This window comes from Gordonia bronchialis DSM 43247 (genome assembly GCF_000024785.1).
Taxonomy (GTDB): Bacteria; Actinomycetota; Actinomycetes; order Mycobacteriales; family Mycobacteriaceae; genus Gordonia; species Gordonia bronchialis.
This window is the reverse complement of record NC_013441.1, coordinates 2,822,324-2,839,758: the sequence shown is the minus strand read 5'-3', so window position 1 is coordinate 2,839,758 and position 17,435 is coordinate 2,822,324. Positions and strand designations below refer to the sequence as shown.

Sequence of the window (17,435 nt, the reverse complement as noted above, 5' to 3'; positions counted from 1 at the left end):
ATATCGAGTGAGAGTGTGATTAATCTCGTTTCAACGATTACATCGTGATATGGCGATCAATTCGTGGTCGCTACGGAGGGAGAACGCGTGAACCAGCAGAAGTCCGCCGTCGTCGAGAACTCGCCTCAGCAACCATCGCCGCCGGGCTCGCCCGGAGTGCTATATCGGTGGGGCGTTCTGATGGCCCGGCGCAGACGTGCGGTCCTGGCGGTCTGGGGACTGCTGCTGGTGGTGTGCGCGGTGGCCTACCCGCTGCTCGAGAACCGGCTCGGTGCGATGGATTTCGGTGTCGAGGGCTCGGAGTCCACCGAGGTGGATCGCCTGGTTGCCCGGCACTTCCCGCAGTTCGGTACGGAACAGGCGGTCATCGTGCTGCAGTCTGGCGCGGTCACCGCCACCGACGCCGAGTTCCGTGCAGCGGTGGCTCGCACGATCACCGCCGCCACCGCGGTCGAGGGCGTGGTCGACGTCGTCGGCCCCTACGACGGGCTGCCCGGATCCCAGATCTCGGCCGACGGTCACGTCGCGATCGCGCTCGCCGGCATGGACGGCGACATGGCCGAACGCGCGAAAGTCGCGCGCGACCTGCAAGACGCCATCGCCACCACCGGCGACGATTCCATCGACGTAGGGGTCACCGGGTACTCGGCGGTACAGAACGCGGCCACCGAACTGCAGAACGCCGACCTGGCCCGCGCCGAGGCAATCGGCATCCCGGTCGCGCTGGTCCTGCTCGTCCTCGCCCTCGGCGCCCTGGCCGCAGCGGCGGTCCCGATCGCAGTGGCCATCGCCGGGATGCTGACCGCGGTCGGAGTGTTGTTCACCCTCACTGCTGTGACCGCGTTCGATTCGCTGACCGTGGCCATGGCCACCATGGTGGGCCTCGGCGTCGGTATCGACTACGCGATGTTCATCGTCAGCCGCTTCCGCGAAGAACTCACCCACCACACCGGGCCAGACCATGCCGCGATCAGCGGCGCCGTCGGTCGCTCCCTCGCCACAGCAGGCAAAACGATTCTGGTCTCGGGCTTGGTGGTGATGATCTCGCTGTGCGCGTTGATCATCATCCAGGCACCGATCTTCCGTGGCATCGCCATCGGCGTCGCCACCGCCGTCACCAGTATGCTCACCGTCGCCGTCACCCTGCTACCCGCCCTGCTCGCCGCCTTGGGCCCGGCTGTCAACCGCGGTAGTCTCCCGGCCCGCTGGCGCCCTGCCGACAGCGCCACCGACGCTCCCGGCGTTCTCGGTGGCCGCTGGGCGCGCTGGGCGTATCTCGTCATGCGCCGACCCGTCCTCTTCGGCACCGCGGCCGCAGCGGTGCTGGTCCTCGCCGCGCTGCCGGTATTCGGGATCCGCTACGGCCTCGACATGGGCACCACCGCCCTCGACGACACCCCGACCGGACGCGCCAGCACCGCATTGAACACCAACTTCCCGCCCGGAGCACTCTCCCCGGTCGAGATCATCGCCACCGGCCCCAGCGACACCCCACTCACCGCAGACGCCGAAGCACGGGTCAACCGATTCCTGACCGAGATCGACGGCGACGCCCGCATCGACATCGTCCTGCCCGCCCAGCTCAATGACGGTCGAATGCTCGCGATGGCGATCCCCTCGGTCACCTTCGACTCGATGGCCGCCACCGACCTCGTCCGCGACCTGCGCAACACAGCCGCCGGCGCAGCCGGAGCCGAGATCCGCATCGGCGGCAGCACCGCCGAATTCGTCGATCTCTCCGACGAAATGACCACCAAACTTCCGCTGGTCGTAGCCCTGGTGCTGACCGCCTCGCTGGTCTTCCTCATCGCCGCTTTCCGCAGTATCGCCTTACCCCTCAAGGCCATCGCGATGAACCTGCTCGCCACCGGCGCCGCCCTCGGTATCACCGTCGCGGTGTTCCAGTGGGGTCTGGGCGAGAACGTCCTCGACTTCACCAGCCCCGGATTCGTGCAGGTCTACCTACCCACCGTGGTGTTCGCGCTACTGTTCGGGCTCTCGATGGACTACGAGGTGTTCCTGATTCGTCGCATCCGCGAATACTGGGACGCCAGCGGCGACAACCAGCGCGCCGTCGCGGCCGGGCTCACCCACACCGCACGCCCCATCACCGCGGCCGCCGCGATCATGATCGCCATCTTCGCAAGCTTCCTCACCGCCGACATCCTCGAACTCAAACAACTCGGACTCGCCCTTGCCGTCGCCGTCGCCATCGACGCCGTCCTCATCCGCCTCGTCCTCGTCCCCGCCCTCATGCGCCTGCTCGGCGGCTGGAACTGGTGGCTGCCCGCCCTCAGGTTTCGCCCACCCAACACTCGCGCACCACGGGCCGCCGCTGAGTAGCGCGGCGATCAGACCAGGTTGATTCGTCGCGGACACGGGACCGGCCGCCGGGGCCACACCGCCCTCGGGGGCAACCGTCACGGCCGGTCTGACCTTCGAGTCGAGTCGAAGGTTCAGGGTCGCGGGGTGGTGATGATGCGTATTACCCAGCTGGCGCGGCGGAGCGGTGTCCCTGCCACCAGCTGCGGCTCTACGTCGGATCTGGCCGAGTTCGTGGAGGCCGGACCGTTCCTGGAAGCGTTCCTCGTGTTGATCGTCATCCCACTGACGCTGGCGTGGCTCACCCCAGGTGTACCGCGCGCCGGGACCGGGCAGCGGGTCTCGGCGCGCGGTGAGCACCGGCGATGGCGCCGTTGATGGCTACGGTGCTGATCACCGTGGTGGCCTCGCAGGCGCCAAACTCGGTGACGGCCTGAGCCAGGTCGCGGCGGTGGTGCGGGCCGGAGTGCCCGCGTCGCCGGAAGGTGTGGCTGCGCAGCCCTCATCGCAGCCGCGGGCGCGAGTCATTGGCGGGACCAGATCAGTCCGAGGAGCCCGAGTCCGATGGGCGAATCCGAGCGGTTGGAGCCATGACAGGCTCACCAGCAGCGTGCCGCTGCTCAGTGCTACGGCCGCGATCAGCAGCGGGGCACCACCGCGCAACAGCCCAGGCAGCAGTGCCGCGGTCCCGATGCAAGCCCGCCAGCGGCGTGTCTAGGTCGCAGCAGCCACAACGGCCTCCCCCGCAGCTCGCCGAGCCACCGCTGCCTGGCGCTGGGTTCGGTGTCGATGGGACAGGGCAGCAGGGGGATTCGCTGCGCTCGAGCAGGTCTTCGCGTCCGGCCGCCAGCGCGGCGGCCAGGGTGTCGCCGGACCGCGGTGAGTTCGGCGAGCTCGGCATCGACCTCGGCGAGCTTGACACCCAGTCCCAGCCGCGGTGAACCCGCCGACGGTGAGCGGCTGCCGAGACGTGAGGGCTGTCGAGGGCGTTCATGTCCGGTCACCGTCCGGTACCTGGTCGATGCGGGTGCAGCACGTCAGGGCGGCGGCGTTGTCGGCCGCGAGCAACCGGGCGAGCAGCACCAGTTCGGCCACGCGCGGGTCTCCGACCGTGTACCGCAGCTTCTTGCCGTCGCGGCGCGCGACGATGTATCCGCAATCGGCCAGACACGACAGGTGCACCGACACCCGCGGCTGGGAGATGCCGGCGTGGGCGACGCAGTCGGCCGAGGTGCGTTCGCCGGCGAGGATGTATTCCAGCAGCTTCAACCGGGTCGGATCCGACAGGGCGCGAAAGAACTTCGCCGTCGTATCCAGATGTGTGCACGCCAGCTCGTCGCCGGGCACGGCGGTCGTGGACCGGGACATGGGGCACCTCCACACCACTTGAACTATTCGCTTAAGCGCATAGTATGAGCCCTGTAGGTATTCGTCAATGCGAATAGCAGCCGTTGGCTGGCGACGCGGTTGCTCAACCCCTCAGGAGGCAGGCGTGGCCACGACACAATCCCGTCCGGATCTGGCGATCGTCGGGTCCGGTTCGGCGGCGTTCGCCGCCGCTATCGCCGCGGTCGGCCACGGCAGGTCCGTGGTGATGATCGAGCGCGACACCGTCGGTGGCACCTGCGTGAACGTCGGGTGTGTGCCGTCGAAGACGTTGCTGGCCGCCGCGGAGGCCCGCCACGCCGCAGCCGCCGCCGACCGGTTTCCCGGCCTGGGTGCCGCTGCGGTGCCGCTGGATTTTCCGGGCCTGATCGCCGGTAAGGACGCGCTGGTCGCGCAGCTGCGGGCAAACAAGTACATCGAGCTGGCGGGCGAGTACGGGTGGGAGATCGTCTCCGGCACGGCAGTGTTCGACGGCACGAGTGCGGCGCCGGGGTTGCGGGTCGGAGCGAACGACGGCGGGACCCGGGTGATCGAGGCTGGCCATTACCTGATCGCGACCGGTGCGACGCCGTGGATCCCGCCGATCGACGGTCTGGTCGAGGCCGGGTATCTGACCTCGACCACCGCCATGGACCTGAAGCGGCTCCCGGAGTCGCTGATCGTGATCGGCGGCAACACTGTCGGGCTCGAACAAGCCCAGTTGTTCGCCCGCCTCGGCACCCGGGTGACGGTGATCGAGGCCCTGGGGCGGCTGGCGCCGGGCGAGGAACCGGAAATCTCGGCCGCGATCGAGGCTGTCTTCGCCGATGAGCATATCGCCGTGTTGACCGCGGCCACCGTCGAGAAGGTCCTGGCCGGTGGCGGCCACAAGCTGGTGAGCGTGCGCACTCGGGCCGGGGTCAGCGAGCTGCGGGCCGAACACGTGTTGGTCGCGACCGGTCGCCGCCCGAACACCGCGGGGCTGGGCCTGGAGGCGGTCGGGGTCGGTGTCGACGGGCGCGGCGCGGTGATCGTCGATGACCGTCAGCGCACCGGCAATGCCCGGATCTGGGCGGCCGGGGACGTGGCCGGGGGCCCGCAGTTCGTGTATGTGGCCGCCGCGCAGGGAACGCTGGTGGCCGACAACGCGTTCGCCGACGCGGATCGGGTCCTGGACTACGCCACAGTGCCGCGGCTGACGTTCACCAGCCCCGCCATCGCCGCCGTGGGGCTCACCGAGGCCGAGGCGGTGACGGCCGGATACCGGTGCCGGTGCCGGACGCTGGCGTTGTCGAGTGTGGCGCGGGCGCTGGTCAATCGCGATACCCGTGGCCTGGCCAAGATCGTCGCCGACGCCGATACCGGCCGGATCTTGGGCGTGCACGCGCTGGCCGAGGGTGCCGGAGACCTGATCACCGCCGCCGGATACGCGATGACCGCGGGTATGACCGTCGACCGGCTCGCCCACAGCTGGGCGCCGTATCTGACCATGGCCGAAGCGTTGAAACTGACCGCCCAGACCTTCACCACCGACGTGACGAAACTGTCCTGCTGCGCAGGCTGACGATCTCCTCCAGGAAAGGCCGAGATGAACGGGCACATGACGATCGGCGTGTTGTCGGCGCGGACCGGGGTGAGGGTGAAGGCGTTGCGTGAATACACCGACCTCGGGCTCATCCACACCCTGGGGCGCAGCGCGGCCGGCTACCGCCTGTACACCGATGACGCACTGTGGTGTGTGCGGTTCATCGGCGAGCTGCGCGGGCTTGGGCTCACCATCGCCGAGATCTGCCAGCTCACCGATGACGCCGTCGATAGTGGAGACGGAGCGGTCGGCGCGCGTCTGGCCGAGCTACTGGAGCGGTCGCGACAGCGGCTGCACCGCCGGATCAGCGACGCCCAGCAGATCCTCGACCGCATCGACGACTTCACCAGCATCCACCGTGCGCGGTGGGCCGCCGACGATGTGTGCTGGACCGAGGTCCGTGCCGATGCCCGACGCGGGCTTGACTCTGCCCCCGGGGGCAGACCCTACCGTCATCGACATCGCACCCGACGCATTCTCGGAAAGGCTGACTCTCATGAGCACCGACTCCATTCCCGCCGACGTTTTCGCCACGATCGCACCAGCCGACCGTGACCGGGCGCTGCTGCGGGCCGCGCTGCGGCTGCTGGCCCACGGAGCGCCGGTCACCGTCACGGAGTTGGCGGCCGCAGCCGGTGTCGACGCCGGAGATCTCGAAGAGACACCGATCGGCGCCGACATCGAATACGACGAGCAGGGCCGGGTCCTCGGGTGGGGATTGACCCTGAATCCGACCCCGCACCGATTCACCGTCGCAGGCCATCAGCTCTACACCTGGTGTGCGCCCGACACGCTCGTCTTCCCCGCCGTGATCGGGGCGAGCGCACACGTCGAATCCGAGTGCCCGGTTACCGTCAGCGCCGTGCGATTGACCGTCGATCCAGTCACGGGAGTCACCGACCTGCAACCGGCCGCCGCGATGGTGGCCTTCGTCGACCCCGCCGGGATCCGGGGCGGGCAGGTCCGCGCCACCTGCTGCAATCCGCAGATGTTCCTGGCCACTCCCGACGCCGCCGAGCAGTGGCGATCCGAGCATCCTGGGATGACCGTGCTACCGGTCGCCGACGCCTACACCCAGCTCGCACGCCCACTGGCCGAGGCGCTCATCGACCCGGCCGGCGAGGCGCCGTGCTGCTGACTCAGAACAGGGTGTCGCGCACCCACAAGGGCCGGTACCCGGTCGGGCCGAGCTGGGCGAGTTCGGCGTCGATATCGGTCTTGAACGCGCCGAAGAAGACCTCCGATCACACCAAGAGGTCAAGCCGCGATCTCGAAGGACGCGTCCTGAGCGGGCCCGAACGCCTTGATCGGGTCGTAGTGCTGACCGGTTTGCAAGCAGTAGTGGAGCTGCCCGAGCAAGCGGTCGAAGAGGTGCCGAAGCGCAGCGGCGTGCCGATCGCCGCGGTCGCGTCCTCGGCGTTAATGGTCTTGGGGTGCGCCGGCTTTCGCCATCGCGGCGAACGCCCAAAGGAATCCTGCAGCGTTGAGTCGGTTGTTCTTCACCACGCGGCGGGTAATCGAGATGCTGCGCCCGGAGGCCCGCGTGATCAGCACAGAACCGGCGTAGGTCCTTCAGCGAACGGGCGTCGGTGAACCGCTCGCGGTCGTCGCCGATCTCGCCGAGCACCCGAGCGCCGGAGAGGTCAGCCAGGCCAGGAAAACTGGTGATCACCGCGTAGTCGGGGTACTGCTGGAATGCCTCGGTAGTGGCCTCGGTGAGCTGATCCACGGCGGCGCATTCAGCATCGACGCCACCCAGCAGCGCGAGGGCCTGGCGGCCGAAGGCATCCGCTGATCTACAGATCGAGAGTCAGGGTGGCGGTGCGCGCTCGAGATACGCACGGGTAGATGACTCCGGTGACGAGCGCTACTGACACGAGTGACGAATCCCCAGGTCGCCAACTGACATCCAAATGACGGATCTCAGGCCACGTGTTGCATCTGATGCAATATGCAGGGGCTTACTTGACATAAGATATATTATCGGCTAAAAGTCTGGCTATATCCGGGCCAGTGTGGCGGCTACACTGGACGCATGACGACAGTGCCACTCGGCGAGGCCAAGGACAAGCTCTCCGCGCTCATCGACAGCGCCGAAACCACGCACGACATCATCACGATCACCAAGCACGGCAAACCCGCTGCGGTGCTGATGTCGGCCGACGACCTCGAATCGCTGCACGAGACGATCTACTGGCTCTCACGTGCCGGCGTCCGCGACGACGTCGCCACCGCCGACGCCGAGTACGCCGCCGGCCACACCGCCTCCATCGACGACCTGCGCGCCGAACACGGTATGCCGCCGAAATGAGCGACGCTCCGACAGACTCGCCCGCCCCATACCGGGTCGAGGTCGCATCCCCAGCTCGCCGCGACCTTCAACGACTTCCATCCCGGATCGTCCACGCCGTCATCGAATTCATCTCCGGACCTCTCGCTGGCAACCCTCACCGGCTCAGCAAACCGCTGCGCGACGACCTCGGAGGCCTCCACAGCGCCCGCCGCGGCGACTACCGCATCCTGCTCCGCATCGACGCCCCCAACCACACCATCGTTGTCGTCAGAATCGACCACCGCGCCCACGCATATCGCACCTAACCGACTGTGGCACTGCGTACCTGGACGAAGGAGAGAATGTTGTGAACGACCCCGGGAACACGCTCGATCAGGCTATCGACCAGCTTTACGACCCCATCATCGCTCTGCAACGCCAGTCGCTCGACATCGAGCGCGACTACCGTGACCTCGCCCACCGCGACGATCTGGCCGTCGACACCCTCGGCGCACCGACCACACCCGCCGAAGCGATCGCCAGCATCACCGAAGCCCTCGCATCCCTCCGCGACACGCTCCGCGCCGCCGAAGAACACCAAGCCGCCGCCAAACGCCACGCAGCACGCCTCTACATCGACCGCTAGACCTGTCAGATCCTCGAGCAGGGCGCACCCTCAACCGGTGAGCGATCCCGTCGGTCCTCTGCCGCTCGATGCCCGCCGCCGGCACCGCTTCCGCTAAGGCCTCCACCGGCACCCCCGGCAGATTGAACGCCCCCCGAGCCAGTGGCTGGTGTCCGGGCCCTGTTCGAGTCCTACAAGTCCTTGACGATCTTCACCGTCTCCGTCGCTACGGTCGTGACCTTTTTGATCAGGTCGAGGATGTAGGTCGGGTCGTTGTGTTCGTCGCACCACAGGTTGGGGTCATTGACGATCCCGGACGCCTTATCAGTCTTGACCTGGTACCGGTCGATGATCCATGCGAGCGCCGAGCGTGCACCAAGCAGGTACTCCTCGGCCTCGGGAGGAATCCCGCCGATGGTGACTTTGGTGTTGTAGATGATGGCGGTGTGGTCGGTTTTGCTGCGCCACTTCATTTTCTGTACCCGCCAGGTCTCAGGGTCCCCTGGGCCGGCACCGGGCTTGAGTTGCACATCGAGCGGATACGGGTCGACGTCCTCATAGCGCATGTGCAAGTGTCCGAGCTGCTCCCCAACTTGGGCGAGTTGATCGAACCGTGCCCGCGAATCCGGAATCGGGATGTGCGGCAGCATCTTCTTCAGATCGCCCGCGTAGGTCTCCCGGTATGACGGCACATGCAACTGGCCGTACACCGACCAGAAAATCTGGTCCTTTGTGACCGAGTCGCCGAGCGCCCGTCGGTAGCGAGCCAGGATTCCGTCGGTGATGTTGTCGATGCAGCGGTAACCATGCTCGTCAACATCGACAACATCGGCGGCAGAACCGAAGTCGAGCTCACCCGAAGCTGCAACTGCATCGACATGCTCATAAGTGAAGCGAGGAAAGAACTGGCCGCTCCCGGAGCCCCAGAACGATAGGTCCGGTATGCGATTCGTCGCGAGCACAGAGAACGGTTTGTCAGACCCGGTCCCAACTATGTAGTAGCCGACGTTGTGGTGATGGGGTGTTGGGAACATCGACGGCAATCGGTAGACCATGTCGCTGGTGGACTTATCGAAGTAGACGTGTTGAGACGCGAAGGGCCGGTACGAGCCAGCCCGGAAGGACGCCTCCGAGATCTCGAGGCTGGCACCCCGCATGATTTGCTGCCGTAAGCTGCGGTTCCACGAGATCATTCCGCTACCGGTCAGCTCCGGGTGGGTGGCGAATACGTCGTCGAGGCTCCCGGTCGTGCGTTGCGCGTAAAGTTCTTCGACCTGCCGATACTGTCTCATAAGTTCAGCAACTGAATTGTGCAGCGCGGTGTCCGACCAGTTGTAGACCCAAGCGTCTCGGCCCGTTTTCAAACCGGATGAGTACGAGGCGAACACTGCACTGCTGCCTCCATCCTTCGCGCCGATGACGGGCCAGCTGCTGAACTCGTCGTTGCGTTGGTTGATCCAGTCGCCGTGTTCGTTGGGTGCGATGGGTTGCCAGTCCATGGTTTCGATGCGGTCGGCGTTGATGATGCGGAGTTTGTCTTCTCGGCTGAGGTAGTCGCCGATGTCGCGGTAGTGGATTTGGCATGGTCCGGTGTGAGTGGGGTCTTTGACGCCGATGAAGATGGTGATGGTGGAACGGCTTCCGGCGCCGAACACCTTGCCGCCCTCGCGTCGCGACAATTCCCCTGCAGTCCGCTGGTTGCCGCGCAGGTTGTATACCCACAGGTGGGCGTATTCGCGAGCGAGGGTGAGGCGGACGCCGTCGGCGGTGTTGCCGTCGATCCAGCCGCCGTTGGAGACGAAAGCGACGATGCCGGTGTCGCCGATGCGGTCGGTGGCCCAGCGGTAGGCGCGGTAGTAGGAGTCGTAGAGGCTGTTCTTGTTGGTGCCGGTGGAGCGGGCGGCGAAGGTGTCGGCGATCCGGGCGTCGAGGGTCGGGTATTTGATGTTGGCGTTCATGTCGTTGGCGCTGTCCTGGCCGACCGAGTAGGGCGGGTTGCCGACGATCACGTTGATGGGTGCGGCGAGCTGTTTCTCGATGCGAAGGTTGTTCTGCGGGAACATGATCGAGTCCATCGAGTCGTCGTCCTCGGTGATCTGGAAGGTGTCGGCCAGCACGATGCCTTCGAACGGTTCGTAGGTTCCGGTCTCGCCGTCGGGAGTGGTCAGTGCATGGTAGGTGGTTTCCACGTTGACTGCGGCGATGTAGTAGGCCAGGAGCATGATTTCGTTGGCGTGTAACTCATTTCGGTACTTTCTGCCGAGGTCGTGGGGCAGGATCAGTCCGGATTGCAGCAGTCGGGTGAGGAAGGTGCCGGTCCCGGTGAATGGGTCCAGGATGTGCACACCGTCGTCAGTCAGGCCACGGCCGAATGTGTCTCGCGAGACGTGGTCGGCGGCGCGCAGAATGAAATCGACGATCTCGGTGGGCGTGTAGACGATGCCGAGTGCGTCGGCTTGTTTGCGGAACGCCACCCGGAAGAACCGCTCGTAGAGTTCGGCGATGACCTGCTGTTTGCCGTCGGCGCTGGTCACCTCCGAGGCTCGGATGCGCACCGATTGGTAGAACTTTTCCAGCCCGCTGGTCTCGGATTCGAGGTTCGCGTCGTCGAGTGTGTCGATCATCTGTTGCATCACGATCGACACCGGGTTGTGGGCGGCGAACTCGTGGCCGGCGAACAGGGCGTCGAAGACGGGTTTGGTGATGAGGTGCTGGCTGAGCATGCTGATCGCATCGTCGCGGCTGACCGAGTCGTTGAGGTTGTCGCGTAGGGCCTGGACGAACAGCTCGAAGCGTTGCGTCACAGCATGGTCGGCGTCGGCCAGAAGTGCGTTGATGCGGGTGATTTGGGCTGCGGCGATGTCGGCGACGTCGGCGGCCCATTGTTCCCAGTAGACGCGGGTGCCGACTTTGTCGACGATGCGGGCATAGATCGCCTCTTGCCATTCCGAGAGGGAGAACAGAGCCAGCTGGGTGGCGACGTCGTGGTCGCCGGTACCGTCGTCACCCGATGCGCCAGGAGAAGCGGAGTCACCACCGATGGAGTCGGTGTCGTCGGCGACCGGGCCGATGTGTCCGCCGAGTAGTCGGTCGTTGCCCTTGCCGAGGCCGGCCTGTTGGGTGGCGGCGTTCAGTGCGATGGAGTTGACCATGGCGTTGAAGCGGTCGTCGTGGGCGCGTAGGGCGTTGAGGACCTGCCACACCACTTTGAATCGTCGGTTGTCGCTCAGCGCGGCTGCGGGGCTGACGCCGCTGGGTACGGCCACGGGCAGGATGATGTAGCCGTAGTCCTTGCCTGGGGACAGCCGCATGACACGTCCAACTGACTGCACGACGTCGACGACGGAATTGCGGGGGTGAAGGAACAACACGGCGTCGAGGGCGGGTACGTCCACACCTTCGGACAGGCATCGGGCGTTGGACAAGATGCGGCATTCGTCGTCGCCGATGGAACCCGAACGCAGCCACCGCAACGCCTCGTTACGCTGCAGCGCGTTCATGGTGCCGTCGACATGTCGTGCCGATACCGTGAGATCGCGGTTGCCGGTGGCGTCATTGAGCGGATCGGTGTCGTCGAGAAGGTCTCGGTAGGCGTCGACCACTGCGGGGAACACCTCGGCGACCTGCTTAGAAGCGGCGATGTCCTTGGCGAAGGCGACCGCGCGGCGCATCGGCGGTTCGTCGGGTGCAAAGCCCGTGCCGTCGGGTGTCGTTCCGGCACGCTTGGCCAGGCCGTTCCAGCAGCCCACGATGCGGGAGGCGTCATCGAGTTGTAGTTCGGCAAACTCGCCTGCCAACTGCTTTTGCATCGGCGCCGCGACGAGGCCTTCGTCCACGGTCAGCACGATCACCTTGTAGTCGGTGAGAAGCCCACGGTCGACGGCGTCGCCGAAGGACAGCCGGTGGAACTCCGGGCCGTAGATGTCCATGTCGTCCATCGATGTGAGCTCGGCCGAGTGTTCCTCGGCCTTCTCCCGCACCGTGTCGGCGAAGATCCTGGGTGTCGCCGTCATGTAGAGCCGGCGGTGGGCGTGGAGGAAGTCGTCGTCGTGAACCTTGACGAAGTTCGACTCGTCAGCCCCAGACACCGTGACGCCAGTGGTGCGATGAGCCTCGTCGCAGATCACCAGATCAAACGGGTCCACCCCGCGGTTTTGTGCATCTGCGACCGCCGGCAACGACTGATAGGTGGTGAAGACGACGGTCAGACCTCTGGCGCGTTTCCGGTGTTCCATGTGCGCGGCGAGGGTGGGGCCGTCGGTGGTGACCGGGATGGCCACATCGACGACGCTGACGTCTTCGGCCGCGCGCGACACCTTGGTATCCGAGCACACGGCGAAGGCGCGAATGTCGGTCTCGGTCTGTGCGGTCCACTCGCGCAAGGTCTGACTCAACAGTGAGATCGAGGGCACCGCGAACAGGATGCGTGCGCTGCCACCGTTCTCGGCGGCGGTACGTTCGGCGATCTTCAGTGCGGTGAAGGTTTTTCCTGTACCGCAGGCCATGATCAGTTTGCCGCGGTCGTTGCCCGCGGCGAAGCCGTCAAACACCGCATCGATCGCTTGCTGCTGATGGGGGCGAGGCTGATGACGGACTGCGGGTGTCAGTTCCACCTGAAGTTCGCCCTGCGGCCAGGCAATGTCCCAGTCGATCGGGGATTCGGCGATCTCGGCCAACCCGATTCGCTGGACCGGGATCTGCTGGTCGGTGATGGCGTCTTCGGCGTTGCGGCCCCAGCGGTCGGTGGTGGAGATAATCACCCTGTTGGTGAACCCGGCCTTGCCCGAGGCGGTGAAAAAGGTGTCGATGTCGCCTTTGGCCAGGGTGTGGGTGGGCTCGTAGAACTTGCACTGGATCGCGGTGTAATCACCGGTGTCGCGCTCGCGGGCGACGATGTCGATCCCAGTGTCCGGCTTCCCTTGGCGACCTGGCCAGTCGATCCATCGCCACACACCGTCGTACTGCTGCGCCATGGTGGGATCCAGCTCGAAGTAACGAACCATCAGCTGCTCGAACTTGGTGCCGCGTTCGGAGTTGGTCGGCTCCTTGCGGAACGCCTCGATTACATCGTGCACAGACGCCATGGACATAATCTGTCAGACAACGAGACGATGGTGGTGCCCCACCACGCCGATCAGTCTTGTAACTCGTCACCGGGGACGCCTTCGCGGCGGCCTGTTCCAGCTGGGTCCAGGTCCGTGCTGCAGAGGGGATTGGGGGTGTCAGATGGTCTGTGTAAGTCCAGTGCTCATCAGAGAGAGGAAGATCTATGAGCATGGCGTTAGACGACAAGCAGCAGGGCCACGACGATCATCAGTTGCCTGAGCTGGCCGAGCCACGTTCGACTGCGGAGGTGGCCGAGGCGTTGGCGGCTTCGGGCATGGTCGATGAGTTGTTGGCCCAGATCGATACCGGGCAGGTTCAGATCACCGGGGACGGTGGCCTAATTCCGGGTCTGATCAAACTCGCCCTCGAACGTGGGCTGAAAGCCGAACTGACCGATCACCTCGGCTATGACAAGGGCGACCCGGCCGGTCGGGAACTGCCGAATGCCCGCAACGGGTCGACCCCGAAAACGGTCGCCTCCGAAGCCGGTCCGGTCGAGCTGAACGTCCCTCGTGACCGTGACGGCACGTTCACCCCACGTCTGGTCCCCAAGGGGTCGCGCCGGCTCGGTGGCCTCGATGACATCATCATCTCGCTCTATGCCGGCGGCATGACGTTGCGCGATATCCAACACCACCTCGCATCCACAATCGGCACCGATCTGTCCCACGAGACGATCTCCAAGATCTGCGACGAGGTCCTCGACGCGGTCGACGAATGGCAGAACCGGCCGCTGGAGGCGCTGTACCCCGTCATCTATCTCGACGCGTTGGTGGTGAAGGTCAAAGACGGCGCCCACGTCCGAAACAAACACGCCCACATAGCGATTGGCGTCGACATGGCCGGTATCAAGCATGTGTTGGGGATCTGGATACAGGCCGAAGAGGGCGCGAGGTTCTGGGCCGGGGTGTGCGCGAATCTGGCCAACCGCGGCGTCAAAGACGTGCTGGTCGTGTGCTGTGACGGGCTCACCGGATTCCCCGAGGCGATCGAGGCGACCTGGCCGCTGGCCACCGTGCAGACGTGTGTGGTGCATCTGATCCGCAACGCGATGCGGTTCGTCAACTACAAAGACCGCAAGGAGGTGGCCCGGGCGATCAAACCGATCTACACAGCCCCGGATGTCGAGGTCGCCCGCCTCGAGTGGGAGGCCTTCCGCGACTCGGAGTTGGGTGTCAAATACCCCAGTGCAGCACAGGCTTTCGACCGGGCGTGGGACCGTTTCATCCCCTTCTTGGCGTTCCCACCCGAACTGCGCAAGGTCATTTACACCACGAACTCGATCGAGTCGCTGAACTATCAATTACGTAAGGTCATCAAGAACCGCGGCCATTTCCCGAATGACGTCGCGGTCCGCAAGCTGCTGTGGCTGGCGATCTGCGACATCGAGGACAAACGCGCCCGGCAACGCGAGAAGGAACGCGGCAAGCCCGCCGCCACCCGCAAAGCCCCCGGACGACTCGTCGAGGGACAGGTCGTGACGAACTGGAAACAGGCCCTCGGCCAACTCGCCCTGGCCTACCCCGACCGCATCGAACCCCACCTCACCTAGACCGCAACAGCAAGCACACAAAAATCAGGAGTCACGTTCTTACACAAACATCTTGACAAGCTCAGGGGATTCATAGCCACCAACAGGGGCCGCCCTCCCTACGACCTAGAATGCGTCACTGCCGCCAATTACTCGTCGCGAAGGTAGATTGTCGCTAGTTGGTGCCACCCGACGAGACTGTGTCGGGGTGCATGGGCACAATGTGACCGACAAGCCGGGCTGGGCTATCCGGTCACAGACTTCGCAGGCGGATGAGCAACGTGGGCACCGACGACACCGACATCTTGTATCACTACACTTCTGGGGCTGGGCTCCGTGGCATTGTTGATCAAATCGGCCAGGCGAGCTTCCCGAAGGTGTACGCGACCGAGGGACACGCTTTCTACACCGCGTATACCTACCAGCGAACGCTGCGATTCCAAGCGTCCGACGTCCGATTCATGAACGACCACGCCGAACTAAAGACCGCAGGCCAAGTGTTTGCACAGAAGATCGAGAATGCCGCCAGCGCAACCGGCGGCGGCCACCAGCTGCTGCCCCTCGCTCGAGAACTACGTGCGCAGGGATTCCTGCCAGACCCCGCACAGGTGTTTGCCGCTTCGTTCTCCACACAGTCCGACGATCTCAGCCAGTGGCGCGGCTATGCCGGGGGCGCAGGCGGATTTGCCATCGGCATACCCAAGGTCGTCCTCAGGGATCACACCTACCCAATGTTCAACCGGCCAGCCCCTGAGGACCCGCTGCTGGGATTCCCAGCTGCCGTGGATCTCGTCGAAATGAGCTATACGCCAGCCGCGATCGAACACGACGCCGACGAGTTCATCAGCCGCTACGCGAACGGCCCCGCGCTCGGCCCCCACGACCTCGCTATCGCACGCTTTGAGATGGCGAAGCACCTCGCCCAGCACAAAGATGACTCGTTCAAGGCCGAACAGGAGTTTCGTGTCATGACGCATACAGCGCCGCCGGTTGCCAGCACCTCGCCTCTGTTCGGCGAACTTCGCATCGGAGGTTACGGTCTCACGCCCTTTACCACGTTTGCCATCAACCTCGGTACCCATTGGCGCCCGGCGGCAGAGACAACAATCGCGAGGCTGATCATCGGCCCAGGGCCATACCAAGAACTCCAGCTCATCGCCGCACGTCAGCTACTGGCCATCAATGGCCACGACCCCGACGTTGCGGAAACCTCCACGATCACGTTTCGCGGCTGATTGAAGTCCTGGGTGCCACCGTCGGCTGCCTATCAAATCGGGGACGCAGCGCCCTACGGAATGCTTCCGAAAATGCCGGTGTCAGCAGCATGAATCGATTTCATTGCTGACAGGACTCTACGAATGTCGGGCGCAGCGAGGTACCCATGTAAATCTCGCAAGTTAATGCGGGACTTCGCTTCCACTTCATCGAGTGGGAGACCATGGCGGAAATGGACCCTTGGCCTCGGCTCCCACATGATGTTGCCATCTGTGTCGTACTGGTTGATCGGTACGTCGATACCGATCACGAGCATCGGAACCGTCTGCATGATCGTCAACACCAAGTGTCCGGGCTGGTAGTCGTCGCCGCTGAAGATCCAACCTTGAGTAGCTTCCCCACCGCGCACAGTGGCATGGATATCTTCAAGTCCACCCTTCCACTGACGCTCTGCTGGACGACATACGTAAAGCCGCTGATCTGATCCGACCCGCGGCCAGTTAAGGATGTCCTCGGCCACGTCAGACCTTCTTTCGTTCGCTCATGTAGCTCCAGATCGCCGCGTCCAAGGCCCCTGTACTCCACCCCCCGGCTTCGGCGGTTTCCTTCACCAGCTGAGAGACGCGGCTGTAGTCGTTCCAGTACGAAACGCCAGCCTCCCGAGCAAAGCCCTTAATGTGCATGTCGACAGCTACATGCTCGGCGGAGCCGGCGAGCACGGCGATGTAATCGACGGTCTTCGGACCGACGTACGCGATCCGGCGAAGCGCACGGCGTAGCTCTAGGCCGCGGTCCTCATCCGCCAGAGTGTTGGCCAGATCCGCTACCCTGTCGACTCCTGCCTCGTCGAAGGCTTTGGTGAGTGCAGCAATGACCGCGAGCTTCTGCGGTCCGCGCCACGCGAGCGTGTCAGAGATCGACTCATCCGCCATGCGGCGTCTAAACCCACTCAGCGTGCCAGCATCGGGCCATCGTTTAATCAGTCGGACTACACGAGGACGCACGTGCGTCTTGTACTTTGCCTGTCGCTGAAGCGCCGCATCGCAGATGATCGCGCCCATGTGCTGCCAGCCACGAGCGGACTCTCTAGGTTCGATGCCAGTGGTGCGGACGTGGTCAAGGAGAAGTTGGACTTCGTCTGACGGAACCATAAGCCGATGGTTACATAGATGATCCACGATCTGCGGGTCCTCCCATGTAGGGACGCCTGTCTACGGAGGCGCAGCCGGGCGGATGGCACCGCAAGTCCTAGAAGCGGACGATCTGGACTACGACTAGCGCTACCGCGAGACCCAGTTCTTCCGCGGCCCGCGTCGCTTCCGCACAATCACCTTTACGTTGGAGTACGTCCGGGGCGGTCGCCTCGGACGTTCGTCCGCGGTTCGGGGCGTGGCTCGACAATCACCTGTTGTCG

Annotated in this window: 14 protein-coding genes; 10 read left to right on the top strand and 4 right to left on the bottom strand. The window is 64.8% G+C overall.

Going from position 1 to position 17,435, the window contains the following annotated elements:
• Positions 1-180 precede the first annotated feature (180 nt).
• Both GBRO_RS13160 and GBRO_RS13155 read left to right on the top strand, forming a co-directional pair.
• Positions 181-2,343, top strand: a complete 2,163-nt coding sequence (locus tag GBRO_RS13160) for an MMPL family transporter (protein ID WP_370452952.1) — start codon at positions 181-183, stop codon at positions 2,341-2,343.
• A gap of 132 nt (positions 2,344-2,475) precedes the next feature.
• On the top strand, positions 2,476-2,700 hold the full coding sequence (locus GBRO_RS13155; RefSeq protein WP_223374213.1) for a hypothetical protein: 225 nt from the start codon (positions 2,476-2,478) through the stop codon (positions 2,698-2,700).
• Between the two features lie 612 nt (positions 2,701-3,312).
• On the opposite strand, the gene GBRO_RS13145 is transcribed toward GBRO_RS13155, so the two are convergent.
• A complete protein-coding gene (locus tag GBRO_RS13145) occupies positions 3,313-3,690 on the bottom strand; it encodes an ArsR/SmtB family transcription factor (protein WP_005179587.1) in 378 nt (125 codons plus the stop codon).
• Between the two features lie 124 nt (positions 3,691-3,814).
• Between GBRO_RS13145 and merA the strand changes: the two genes are divergently transcribed.
• The 6 genes from merA to GBRO_RS13110 all read left to right on the top strand — a co-directional run bounded on the left by merA (position 3,815) and on the right by GBRO_RS13110 (position 8,190).
• Positions 3,815-5,251, top strand: coding sequence for a mercury(II) reductase (gene merA, locus GBRO_RS13140; protein ID WP_012834420.1), 1,437 nt, complete (start codon positions 3,815-3,817; stop codon positions 5,249-5,251).
• 24 nt (positions 5,252-5,275) lie between these two features.
• Positions 5,276-5,827 carry a MerR family transcriptional regulator gene (locus GBRO_RS13135; protein ID WP_005179589.1) on the top strand — a complete coding sequence of 184 codons (552 nt, stop codon included), beginning with the start codon at positions 5,276-5,278 and terminating at the stop codon, positions 5,825-5,827.
• Positions 5,769-6,410 (top strand): organomercurial lyase MerB, encoded by a 642-nt coding sequence (gene merB, locus GBRO_RS13130; protein WP_005179592.1) that lies wholly within the window; start codon positions 5,769-5,771, stop codon positions 6,408-6,410. Before GBRO_RS13135 ends, merB begins: the two co-directional genes overlap by 59 nt.
• An 897-nt stretch (positions 6,411-7,307) precedes the next feature.
• On the top strand, positions 7,308-7,583 hold the full coding sequence (locus GBRO_RS13120; protein ID WP_012834419.1) for a type II toxin-antitoxin system Phd/YefM family antitoxin: 276 nt from the start codon (positions 7,308-7,310) through the stop codon (positions 7,581-7,583).
• A complete protein-coding gene (locus GBRO_RS13115; RefSeq protein ID WP_012834418.1) occupies positions 7,580-7,870 on the top strand; it encodes a type II toxin-antitoxin system RelE family toxin in 291 nt (96 codons plus the stop codon). The genes GBRO_RS13120 and GBRO_RS13115 overlap by 4 nt, the downstream gene beginning before the upstream one ends.
• Before the next feature lie 41 nt (positions 7,871-7,911).
• Positions 7,912-8,190 (top strand): hypothetical protein, encoded by a 279-nt coding sequence (locus tag GBRO_RS13110; protein ID WP_012834417.1) that lies wholly within the window; start codon positions 7,912-7,914, stop codon positions 8,188-8,190.
• 170 nt (positions 8,191-8,360) lie between these two features.
• On the opposite strand, the gene GBRO_RS13105 is transcribed toward GBRO_RS13110, so the two are convergent.
• Positions 8,361-13,253: a DEAD/DEAH box helicase gene (locus GBRO_RS13105; protein WP_041919889.1), complete on the bottom strand. Its 4,893-nt coding sequence runs from the start codon at positions 13,251-13,253 to the stop codon at positions 8,361-8,363.
• 185 nt (positions 13,254-13,438) lie between these two features.
• On the opposite strand from GBRO_RS13105, the gene GBRO_RS13100 reads away from it, so the two are divergent.
• Positions 13,439-14,827: an IS256 family transposase gene (locus GBRO_RS13100; protein ID WP_012833431.1), complete on the top strand. Its 1,389-nt coding sequence runs from the start codon at positions 13,439-13,441 to the stop codon at positions 14,825-14,827.
• Positions 14,828-15,087: 260 nt separating this feature from the next.
• Entirely contained in the window at positions 15,088-16,041 is a 954-nt protein-coding gene (locus tag GBRO_RS13095; protein WP_012834415.1) for a DUF2971 domain-containing protein, read from the top strand.
• A gap of 53 nt (positions 16,042-16,094) precedes the next feature.
• On the opposite strand, the gene GBRO_RS25990 is transcribed toward GBRO_RS13095, so the two are convergent.
• Both GBRO_RS25990 and GBRO_RS13090 read right to left on the bottom strand, forming a co-directional pair.
• Positions 16,095-16,541, bottom strand: coding sequence for a hypothetical protein (locus tag GBRO_RS25990; protein ID WP_115311701.1), 447 nt, complete (start codon positions 16,539-16,541; stop codon positions 16,095-16,097).
• A 1-nt stretch (position 16,542) separates the two neighbouring features.
• Positions 16,543-17,082 (bottom strand): hypothetical protein, encoded by a 540-nt coding sequence (locus tag GBRO_RS13090; protein ID WP_115311700.1) that lies wholly within the window; start codon positions 17,080-17,082, stop codon positions 16,543-16,545.
• Between the last annotated feature and the right edge of the window lie 353 nt (positions 17,083-17,435).

Bases quoted from the DNA above. Each gene is read 5' to 3' on its own strand.
- GBRO_RS13160 (WP_370452952.1), top strand. From the start codon at position 181: ATGGCCCGGCGCAGACGTGCGGTCCTGGCGGTCTGGGGACTGCTGCTG.
- GBRO_RS13155 (WP_223374213.1), top strand. From the start codon at position 2,476: ATGATGCGTATTACCCAGCTGGCGCGGCGGAGCGGTGTCCCTGCCACC.
- GBRO_RS13145 (WP_005179587.1), bottom strand. From the start codon at position 3,690: ATGTCCCGGTCCACGACCGCCGTGCCCGGCGACGAGCTGGCGTGCACA.
- GBRO_RS13135 (WP_005179589.1), top strand. From the start codon at position 5,276: ATGAACGGGCACATGACGATCGGCGTGTTGTCGGCGCGGACCGGGGTG.
- merB (WP_005179592.1), top strand. From the start codon at position 5,769: ATGAGCACCGACTCCATTCCCGCCGACGTTTTCGCCACGATCGCACCA.
- GBRO_RS13120 (WP_012834419.1), top strand. From the start codon at position 7,308: ATGACGACAGTGCCACTCGGCGAGGCCAAGGACAAGCTCTCCGCGCTC.
- GBRO_RS13115 (WP_012834418.1), top strand. From the start codon at position 7,580: ATGAGCGACGCTCCGACAGACTCGCCCGCCCCATACCGGGTCGAGGTC.
- GBRO_RS13105 (WP_041919889.1), bottom strand. From the start codon at position 13,253: ATGGCGTCTGTGCACGATGTAATCGAGGCGTTCCGCAAGGAGCCGACC.
- GBRO_RS13100 (WP_012833431.1), top strand. From the start codon at position 13,439: ATGAGCATGGCGTTAGACGACAAGCAGCAGGGCCACGACGATCATCAG.
- GBRO_RS13090 (WP_115311700.1), bottom strand. From the start codon at position 17,082: ATGGGCGCGATCATCTGCGATGCGGCGCTTCAGCGACAGGCAAAGTAC.